Source organism: Ruegeria sp. AL1, from assembly GCF_056540905.1.
Window position 1 is genome coordinate 166871 of record NZ_JBQFXP010000012.1, and the last position, 8600, is coordinate 175470.

Below are 8600 nucleotides of genomic sequence, written 5' to 3' on the forward strand. Positions count from 1 at the left end.
AGGTAAAGTGCGGAGAAGTGTATTGAAGCCCGTTTTTTCAGTGTTTCTGATCTTGATATCTGGCTTGTTCACCAGTGCGATGGCACAGGAAAGTCAAGCAGGATTTGCGCCTAGAGACGAGGTTTCTGCCGTGGCAAATGAGGCTGCTGCGCTTGCGTCAATTTTGGAAGAGCAGCTATTTATTAGTCTTCCATATGCCGAGGGTTGGACGTGCAAAAGGAGTTTTCAAAATGAAGAGTTTGATGCCCCAATGCTCCGCGCTGTACCTGCTGTTTTTCTGACGTGTAGCAAGAACCATCAGGTTCTTTCAGTGAGCTTCATTCTTGAAACAGCACATGCGGAGTTACTCTGCAATTCTGTCGGCTTGAAGAAAACGGGGATATCCGATGGGCGCGTCAAGCCGTCCCTTTTCCGATTTTTTGAGACCGACTCTTGGAGTTTGATGCGTGTGTCGGTGGATTTACGCGGATGTTCTCGTAACGCCCTTGCGTTTTCGGTGAACGGTTCGCGTAGCCAAAGCTCCATAGATGCGGGGTTCGATCTCATTGACGAGTACGGCCAAGCAATACTTGGAATGACGATTGATGACCTCATCAGTTCCGAAACTTACGGGCAGCATCAAGACGCCACGCAGAGACTCATTGCGCTGCTGAAAGCGCAATCCGAGGCACTTGCAGCTTTTATCCCATCGCAGGGAAAGAATACGGCAGGTCACGTTCGGCTAACGCCATCTGATTTTATACCTTGGCAAATGTTTCCGTTGGCGATTGAGTTAGGGGCCAGCCCGTCGGCGCGCGCGACCCTAGATGTTAAAGGCTGCAAAGTTCTGATTGTCTTATCTGCTGGGGAAAGGACTATTCGTGAAGCGAAGTGGATTGAAGCAGGGGACGCAGACGGGCGGAAAACCGGCTCGTATGTAAGACGAAAAACCGAGAGATTCGTTGGTAGGGAACACATAGAAGGAACGAGTATCGAAGTTCTCTTGGATGGAAGGGTATTGGTAAGGGTTCTTCTTTCAGAGAGCGATGCTTGCGATGGCAATCCCGATATTGTAAGCGAGCTTTTTGAAGAAATCTCCAAAAATGATTTTAGCTCGTTCGGTGTTGATTGAGCGGACATCTTTTCTTGCTTGGGTTTGCTCATAAACCCTATAGACACCCACCCCCAACCCTGCTAATTGCTCCCAATCTTGCGGCCTCGGATTCGTTCCGGGGCCTCTGATATTTGTAACCGGGGACCTTCGGGGCCCTATACCCATGGCACCTACGGGGGCCTATCACATAGCGGGGAAATCCCCGCACTTGCTAAACGGAAGACAGAAAGCATGGCACTCAAGTCGTACAAGCCGACGACGCCGGGCCAGCGCGGGCTGGTGCTGATCGACCGTTCGGAGCTTTGGAAAGGACGTCCGGTCAAGTCTCTCACAGAGGGTTTGACCAAATCGGGCGGCCGGAACAACACCGGACGGATCACTTCACGCCGCCGCGGCGGTGGCGCAAAGCGTCTCTACCGGATCGTTGACTTCAAACGGAACAAATTTGATGTCGCGGCAACCGTCGAGCGGATCGAATATGACCCGAACCGGACCGCATTCATCGCACTGGTAAAATACGAAGACGGCGAGCAGGCATATATCCTAGCTCCGCAGCGTCTGGCTGTTGGTGACAAAGTCGTGGCATCCGCCAAGGCCGACATCAAGCCGGGCAACGCAATGCCGTTCTCGGGCATGCCCATCGGTACCATCGTCCACAACATCGAGATGAAGCCTGGCAAAGGCGGTCAGATCGCACGTGCGGCCGGTACTTACGCTCAGTTCGTTGGTCGCGATGGCGGCTACGCTCAGATCCGTCTGAGCTCGGGCGAGCTGCGCATGGTCCGTCAGGAATGCATGGCCACCGTTGGTGCCGTGTCCAACCCCGACAACAGCAACCAGAACCTCGGTAAAGCCGGTCGTATGCGCCACAAGGGCGTGCGTCCGTCGGTTCGTGGTGTTGCAATGAACCCGATCGATCACCCGCACGGTGGTGGTGAAGGTCGTACCTCGGGTGGCCGTACGCCGGTTACTCCGTGGGGTAAGGACACCAAGGGTAAGCGTACCCGCAACAAGAACAAAGCGTCCCAGAAGCTGATCATCCGCTCGCGGCACGCCAAGAAGAAGGGACGTTAATCCATGTCTCGCTCTGTTTGGAAGGGTCCTTTCGTCGATGCTTACGTGCTGAAAAAAGCCGAAGCAGCGCGCGAGTCGGGCCGCAACGAAGTCATCAAAATCTGGTCGCGCCGTTCCACCATTCTGCCCCAGTTCGTGGGTCTGACCTTTGGTGTGTACAACGGCCAGAAGCATATCCCCGTAAACGTCTCGGAAGACATGATCGGTCAGAAGTTCGGTGAATACTCGCCGACCCGGACCTATTATGGCCACGCCGCAGACAAAAAAGCGAAGCGGAAGTAAGTCATGGGCAAGGAAAAGAACCCCCGCCGCGTGGCTGAAAACGAAGCAATGGCGAAAACCCGCATGCTTCGCACCAGCCCGCAGAAACTGAACCTGGTTGCGCAAATGATCCGCGGCAAGAAAGTTGAGAAGGCTCTGACCGACCTGACTTTCTCGAACAAGCGTGTCGCGCAGGACGTCAAAAAGTGCCTGCAGTCCGCAATCGCGAATGCCGAAAACAACCACAACCTGGACGTTGACGAGCTGATCGTCGCCGAAGCATGGGTTGGTAAGAACCTGGTCATGAAGCGCGGTCGTCCGCGTGCCCGTGGCCGTTTCGGCAAGATCATGAAGCCGTTCTCGGAGATCACCATCAAGGTGCGTCAAGTTGAGGAGCAAGCCTAATGGGTCATAAAGTAAATCCGATCGGCATGCGCCTGCAGGTCAACCGCACCTGGGACAGCCGCTGGTACGCCGACACCAAGGACTACGGTGATCTTCTGCTGGAAGACCTCAAGATCCGTGAGTTCATCAACAAAGAGTGCAAGCAGGCCGGTGTTGCCCGTGTGATCATCGAACGTCCGCACAAAAAGTGCCGCGTGACGATCCACACGGCTCGTCCCGGTGTCATCATAGGCAAGAAAGGTGCAGACATCGAAGTTCTGCGCAAAAAGCTTGCTCGTATGACCGACAGCGAACTGCACCTGAACATCGTCGAAGTGCGCAAGCCCGAGCTTGACGCGCAACTTGTTGCCGAGTCCATTGCTCAGCAGCTGGAACGTCGTGTTTCGTTCCGTCGCGCAATGAAGCGCTCGGTTCAGAACGCCATGCGCATGGGCGCCCTGGGTATCCGGGTGAACGTCGCTGGTCGTCTGGGCGGCGCCGAAATCGCACGGACCGAGTGGTACCGCGAAGGCCGCGTGCCTCTGCACACCCTGCGTGCCGACATCGATTACGCACATGCCGAAGCGATGACCCCGTACGGGATCATCGGGATCAAGGTCTGGATCTTCAAAGGTGAGATCATGGAGCACGATCCGCAGGCACGTGACCGTAAAGCACAGGAACTCCAAGACGGCCCTGCACCTCGTGGTGCTGGTGGCGGTCGTCGCTAAGGAGGGAAAGATATGCTTCAACCAAAGCGTACTAAATTCCGCAAGATGCACAAAGGCCGGATCAAGGGTCTCGCCAAAGGCGGCTCTGATCTGAACTTTGGCACTTACGGCCTGAAAGCTCTTGAGCCTGAGCGTGTAACTGCACGCCAGATCGAAGCTGCACGTCGTGCCATGACGCGTCACATGAAGCGTCAGGGCCGTGTCTGGATCCGCATCTTCCCCGACACTCCGGTCACGGCCAAGCCGATCGAAGTTCGTATGGGTAAAGGTAAAGGTTCGGTCGATCGCTGGGCCTGCAAGGTCAAGCCTGGCCGCGTGATGTTCGAGATCGACGGCGTCAATGACGACATCGCCCGCGAGGCCCTGCGCCTGGCCGCGATGAAGCTGCCGATCAAGACCCGCGTCGTGGTTCGCGAAGACTGGTAAGAAAGAGAAATCCTTTCTCAACAAAAAAGCCTTCCACCGGAACTCTGGTGGAGGGCTTTCTTTTTTGGTCGCCCCGGTCCTGCGCAAGCTTGCGGGCGCTGTATCGCGGAAATCTATTGAGACAACAGGCGGCGTTTTTCGGCCATGGCTTCCCGGCGGCGTTGTTCGATCCCCAGGCGGAAGGATTCTTCTACAAAGTCGATATGGTCGAATGCGGCTTGTTCGGCACGTTCTTCATCGCCCGCAATAACTGCCGCGCCAAGTTCCTTATGTTGCTGCAACAACCTTTCGCCGGTTCCGTCGATGGTCTTAAGAAACTCCCGATTGTAGAATACGCCCTGCCGCGTCAGCTCATAGATCGAGGCCATCATGTGGATCAGCGTTGCATTCTGGCTTGCGTCCACTATGGCCGCGTGCAGCGCAAAATCGGCTTCACGGGCGGCTATCGCATCCTTCTCGTTCCAGGCCCGTTCGTTCTCGGCCAGAATATCGGTAATCCGTTTCTTGTCCGCCTTGGTGGCCCGGCGCGCGGCCAGCCGGGCCGCAAAACCCTCCTGTTCGCGGCGGTATTCAAGATAGTCGAAAAAGGCAGGTTCATGCCGCTCGTACAATGCCAGCAATGCGGGCAGCATCGCCTGCCCTGTCAACGCTGCGACAAATGTCCCCTCGCCATGTTGTGTCGTCACCAGACCGCGTTGTTCCAGAACATGCAGAGCCTCGCGCAGTTTGGGGCGAGATACGCGCAGCATCTCTGCCAAATCACGTTCGGACGGCAGTTTTCGCCCTTGTTTGAGGATGCCTGACGCAATCAGGTCCTCGATCTGGGCCACCACGGCATCCGCCAGCGATTCGTGCCCGATCGGTTCAAATATCGCTGTTGGGGTCATGAAAAGTCACCGTGTTGATGAAGAAAGGGTGCGCACGCTGGTAAACAAAGATAACCATAATTCAGAAGAAATCAAGCGCGAGTAATCTGATAGGTCGTGGCGAATTCCAAACCACAACCACCTGTCTTTAAATATTTTTTTCGAGAAAACTTCAACAATTCGGAAATTACGCCTGCGTTAACCTCGTGCGTATGCCTAAAAACTTGGGCGATCACAATCTGAGCCAGTGGTAAATTAAATTGTTGACTGATCATCTTGGTAAACTTTATTGACCAGACAAGGCGCCAGATGCCCTGGCGTCACGAATTGATCGGACCCAAGCGTTCGACCGACCCCGGAGGAGAATTCATGAAAAAGACCCTGACGAGCCTTGCCGTGGCCGCCAGCCTCATCGCCGCCCCTGCCGTTGCGGCGGACAAATTGCTGCTCAAGACGCCCATCGCGTTCTCGACCGAGCTGCCCGGTCTGGGTTCACCCATCCCGCGCGTGGCCGAGCAGCTGGAACTGATGTCCGGCGGTACGCTGAAGATGAAGGTTTATGAGCCGGGCAAATTGGTTCCGCCGTTCGAAATCCTCGACGCCGTCTCGACCGGCAAGATCAACTCGGGCTACACCACTGCGGGTTACTGGGCCGGTAAAATCCCCGCCGCTCCGCTGTTCTCGGCCGTTCCGTTTGGACCGGAAGCCGGCGAATACATGGCGTGGCTCTACTATGGCAACGGCATGTCGCTGTATCAGGAGATGTACGACCAGGCGGGTTACAACGTCCACGTCATTCCCTGCGCCGTGATCGCCCCCGAAACCTCGGGCTGGTTCGCCAACGAGATCAACTCACCCGAAGATCTGAACGGCCTTAAGATGCGCTTCTTTGGCCTGGGTGGCAAAGTCATGCAGAAACTGGGCGTGGCCACTTCGCTGCTGCCCGGCGGTGAGATCTTCCCGGCGCTGGAAAAAGGCGCGATTGACGCGACCGAGTTCTCGATGCCTGCCATCGACGCCCGTCTGGGATTCCACAAGCTGGTCAAGTACAACTACTTCCCCGGCTGGCACCAGCAGGCAACTGTGTTTGAGCTGATGGTCAACAAGGACGTCTGGAACGAAGCCAGCGACCAACATAAGGCGATCATCGAAACCGCGTGCAAAGCCTCGATGACCGACAGCTTTGCCGAAGGCGAGGCCATTCAGCACGCCGCCCTGCTGGACAATGTTGAAAACAACGGCGTGACCATCAAGCAGTGGTCGCCCGAGATGCTGGATACCTTCCGCACGACCTGGGAAGAAGTTGCTGCTGAAGAAGCCGCAAACGATGCCTTCTTTGCCAAGGTCATGGACGACATGACCCAGTTCCGCGAAGGCTATGACCTGTGGAAAACCAACGCGTTCCTTCCGCGTCAGTAAACTGATCTGCTGACACGTCCGGGGCGGAGAATTCCTCCGCCCCGGTTTTCTCAGGTACTGAACCTGCCAAATCTTGATCGCGCCCGCGCCGGTCAACCGAGCGAGGATTTCCCATGGCCACGCAAAACAACCTCAACGATCCGGTCGAAGCCTATGAGGGCCTCCTGGAACACCCCGATACAGACCGCCAGAAGATTGCCGTTGCCATAGACACGGGCGTGAAGGCCGTTGGGCATGTGGTGATGTGGGCCAACGTGCTGCTGATGGCCGCGATCTTTAGTCAGGTCTCGTTGCGCTATCTGTTCAGCCAGAACTATCCCAAACTGGACGAAATCCAGTGGCATTTCTACGGCATCGTCACGATGATCGGCATCTCTTATGCCTTGATCACCGACAGTCATGTGCGTGTGGACGTGCTGCATATGCAGCTTTCCCGCCGCGCACAACGTGTGATCGAAGTGATCGGTATCCTGACCCTGCTGACCCCGTTCATCTATCTGATGATCGATCAAGGGTATGACTATTTCTACGAAAGTTTCCGCGTCAATGAACGCTCGGACAGCCCCACCGGTCTGCCGGCTCGCTGGGCGTTCAAGGCGGTCATTCCGATCAGCTTTGTGCTGCTGGCGCTGGCCGCCCTTGCGCGGCTGATCCATGACGGGCACGCGCTGATCTACGGACCTGTCTCGGAACGCGAAGGCGCGCCGCTGCGCCGCATTCTTTTGGTGCTGGCCGTATTTGCCGCTGTCTGCGTCGGCCTGACATTCCTGGTCGAGACGACCGAGGAAAAGCTGGTCATCGCGATGTTCCTGACCTTCATCGCGCTGCTTTTCACCGGTTACCCGGTGGCTTGGGTACTGGCCGGTGTTGGCGTGGCCTATTGCGGGCTGGCCTATCTGTTCGACAACGACCTGATGTTGTGGACCGGGCTGGAAAGCACCTTTACAGGGCTCGACTATCTGACACTGGGTGCGGTTGTGAACCGGGTCTATGCGACCATGTCCAACGCGGTTCTGGTTGCCCTGCCGATGTTCATTTTCATGGGCCTGATGCTGGACGAAAGCGGCGTGGCCGAGCGCCTGATGTCCTCGATGCAGCGCCTGTTTGGCACGGTACGCGGCGGTCTTGCGATCACTGTGACCCTGATCGGGATCATTCTGGCCGCCTCGACCGGTATCATCGGTGCATCCGTCGTGCTGCTGGGCGTGCTGTCGCTGCCCTCGATGATGCAACAGAAGTACCAGCCGACGCTGGCGGCGGGCGTGGTTTCCGCCTCGGGTACGCTGGGTATTCTGATCCCGCCGTCGATCATGTTGGTGATCATGGCCGACCAGATGGCACTTTCGGTGGGCGACCTGTTCATGGCCGCTGTCTTTCCCGGAGTCATCATTGGGGGCCTGTACCTGACCTATATCTTCATCCTCGCACTGGTAAAACGTGACGCTGCCCCAGTGCCAGAGGGTGCAAAAGCCCCCGACTGGGCTGCCGTCAAAGACGTGCTGATCGCCGTCATCCCGACGCTGCTGCTGATCCTCGCGGTACTGGGTTCGATCTTCGCGGGTCTGACGACCCCAACCGAAGCTTCAGGCATCGGTGCATTGGGTGCGACTCTGCTGGCGCTTGGGTATCGTAAGCTGACCTTCGCCAAGCTGTGGAACGTGCTGGTCTCGACTTTCAACACCACCGCCTACATCTTCGCGATCTTCCTTGGCGCGACGGTGTTCTCATACGTGTTGCGCGAACTGGGCGGCGACGAGTTGATCGAACATGTGGTGCAATCCACCGGTTTCGGTGCCAATGGCACGATCCTGTTCATCCTGTTCATCGTCTTCCTGCTTGGGTTCGTGCTGGACTGGATCGAGATCACTCTGATTGTTCTGCCCCTGATGCGCCCCATCGTGAACGGGCTGGGCATCGATATCCCGGGCTTTGGCGTGCTGGACGAACCCGCGCTGGTCTGGTTCGTGATCCTGGTGGCCGTGACGCTGCAAACCAGTTTCCTGACCCCGCCAGTTGGCTTTGCCCTGTTCTACCTCAAGGGCGTGTGCCCGCCAGAGATCAAGCTGACGCATATTTACAAAGGGATCATCCCCTTTGTGCTGCTGCAGCTGACAGGACTGGCGCTTGTGTTCCTGTGGCCCACGCTTGCCACCTGGCTGCCATCCGTCGCGTATTGAGGAGGAGACATGCGTCTTAAAGATTGTCATAACTTCCATGATTTCCGGACACTGGCCAAGCGCCGCCTGCCGGGGCCGATCTTCAACTATATCGACGGCGGTGCCGATGATGAGGTGACGTATCGCGAAAACACCAACGCGTTTGACCGCTGCGATCTGCTGCCATCGG

At 56.8% G+C, this 8600-nt stretch carries 10 protein-coding genes; 9 read left to right on the forward strand and 1 reads right to left on the reverse strand.

The window, feature by feature from the left end:
- Positions 1-22: 22 nt before the first annotated feature.
- From ACRZ9X_RS18945 to rplP, 6 genes are all read left to right on the forward strand, one after another.
- Positions 23-1111 (forward strand): hypothetical protein, encoded by a 1089-nt coding sequence (locus tag ACRZ9X_RS18945; RefSeq protein WP_480521645.1) that lies wholly within the window; start codon positions 23-25, stop codon positions 1109-1111.
- Positions 1112-1324: 213 nt separating this feature from the next.
- The gene (rplB, locus tag ACRZ9X_RS18950; RefSeq protein ID WP_008757664.1) at positions 1325-2167 is read left to right on the forward strand and encodes a 50S ribosomal protein L2; all 843 of its coding nucleotides are present in this window, start codon (positions 1325-1327) and stop codon (positions 2165-2167) included.
- 3 nt (positions 2168-2170) lie between these two features.
- Positions 2171-2449, forward strand: coding sequence for a 30S ribosomal protein S19 (rpsS, locus tag ACRZ9X_RS18955; protein ID WP_005980699.1), 279 nt, complete (start codon positions 2171-2173; stop codon positions 2447-2449).
- A 3-nt stretch (positions 2450-2452) separates the two neighbouring features.
- Positions 2453-2833 (forward strand): 50S ribosomal protein L22, encoded by a 381-nt coding sequence (gene rplV, locus ACRZ9X_RS18960; protein WP_039538267.1) that lies wholly within the window; start codon positions 2453-2455, stop codon positions 2831-2833.
- Positions 2833-3543 (forward strand): 30S ribosomal protein S3, encoded by a 711-nt coding sequence (rpsC, locus tag ACRZ9X_RS18965; protein ID WP_008758042.1) that lies wholly within the window; start codon positions 2833-2835, stop codon positions 3541-3543. The genes rplV and rpsC overlap by 1 nt, the downstream gene beginning before the upstream one ends.
- A gap of 12 nt (positions 3544-3555) precedes the next feature.
- Positions 3556-3969, forward strand: coding sequence for a 50S ribosomal protein L16 (gene rplP, locus ACRZ9X_RS18970; protein WP_058283513.1), 414 nt, complete (start codon positions 3556-3558; stop codon positions 3967-3969).
- Positions 3970-4082: 113 nt separating this feature from the next.
- On the opposite strand, the gene ACRZ9X_RS18975 is transcribed toward rplP, so the two are convergent.
- Complete coding sequence (locus ACRZ9X_RS18975) at positions 4083-4856, reverse strand: FadR/GntR family transcriptional regulator (protein WP_480521646.1); 774 nt, start codon at positions 4854-4856, stop codon at positions 4083-4085.
- Between the two features lie 348 nt (positions 4857-5204).
- Between ACRZ9X_RS18975 and ACRZ9X_RS18980 the strand changes: the two genes are divergently transcribed.
- The 3 genes from ACRZ9X_RS18980 to ACRZ9X_RS18990 form a co-directional block, all read left to right on the forward strand.
- Entirely contained in the window at positions 5205-6254 is a 1050-nt protein-coding gene (locus ACRZ9X_RS18980) for a TRAP transporter substrate-binding protein (protein ID WP_480521647.1), read from the forward strand.
- A gap of 113 nt (positions 6255-6367) precedes the next feature.
- Positions 6368-8431: a TRAP transporter large permease subunit gene (locus ACRZ9X_RS18985; RefSeq protein ID WP_480521648.1), complete on the forward strand. Its 2064-nt coding sequence runs from the start codon at positions 6368-6370 to the stop codon at positions 8429-8431.
- Positions 8432-8440: 9 nt separating this feature from the next.
- Positions 8441-8600: alpha-hydroxy-acid oxidizing protein (locus ACRZ9X_RS18990; protein ID WP_480521652.1), on the forward strand; the 160-nt coding region annotated here is incomplete at its 3' end.

Bases quoted from the DNA above. Each gene is read 5' to 3' on its own strand.
- rplB (WP_008757664.1), top strand. From the start codon at position 1,325: ATGGCACTCAAGTCGTACAAGCCGACGACGCCGGGCCAGCGCGGGCTG.
- rpsS (WP_005980699.1), top strand. From the start codon at position 2,171: ATGTCTCGCTCTGTTTGGAAGGGTCCTTTCGTCGATGCTTACGTGCTG.
- rplV (WP_039538267.1), top strand. From the start codon at position 2,453: ATGGGCAAGGAAAAGAACCCCCGCCGCGTGGCTGAAAACGAAGCAATG.
- rpsC (WP_008758042.1), top strand. From the start codon at position 2,833: ATGGGTCATAAAGTAAATCCGATCGGCATGCGCCTGCAGGTCAACCGC.
- rplP (WP_058283513.1), top strand. From the start codon at position 3,556: ATGCTTCAACCAAAGCGTACTAAATTCCGCAAGATGCACAAAGGCCGG.
- ACRZ9X_RS18975 (WP_480521646.1), bottom strand. From the start codon at position 4,856: ATGACCCCAACAGCGATATTTGAACCGATCGGGCACGAATCGCTGGCG.
- ACRZ9X_RS18980 (WP_480521647.1), top strand. From the start codon at position 5,205: ATGAAAAAGACCCTGACGAGCCTTGCCGTGGCCGCCAGCCTCATCGCC.
- ACRZ9X_RS18985 (WP_480521648.1), top strand. From the start codon at position 6,368: ATGGCCACGCAAAACAACCTCAACGATCCGGTCGAAGCCTATGAGGGC.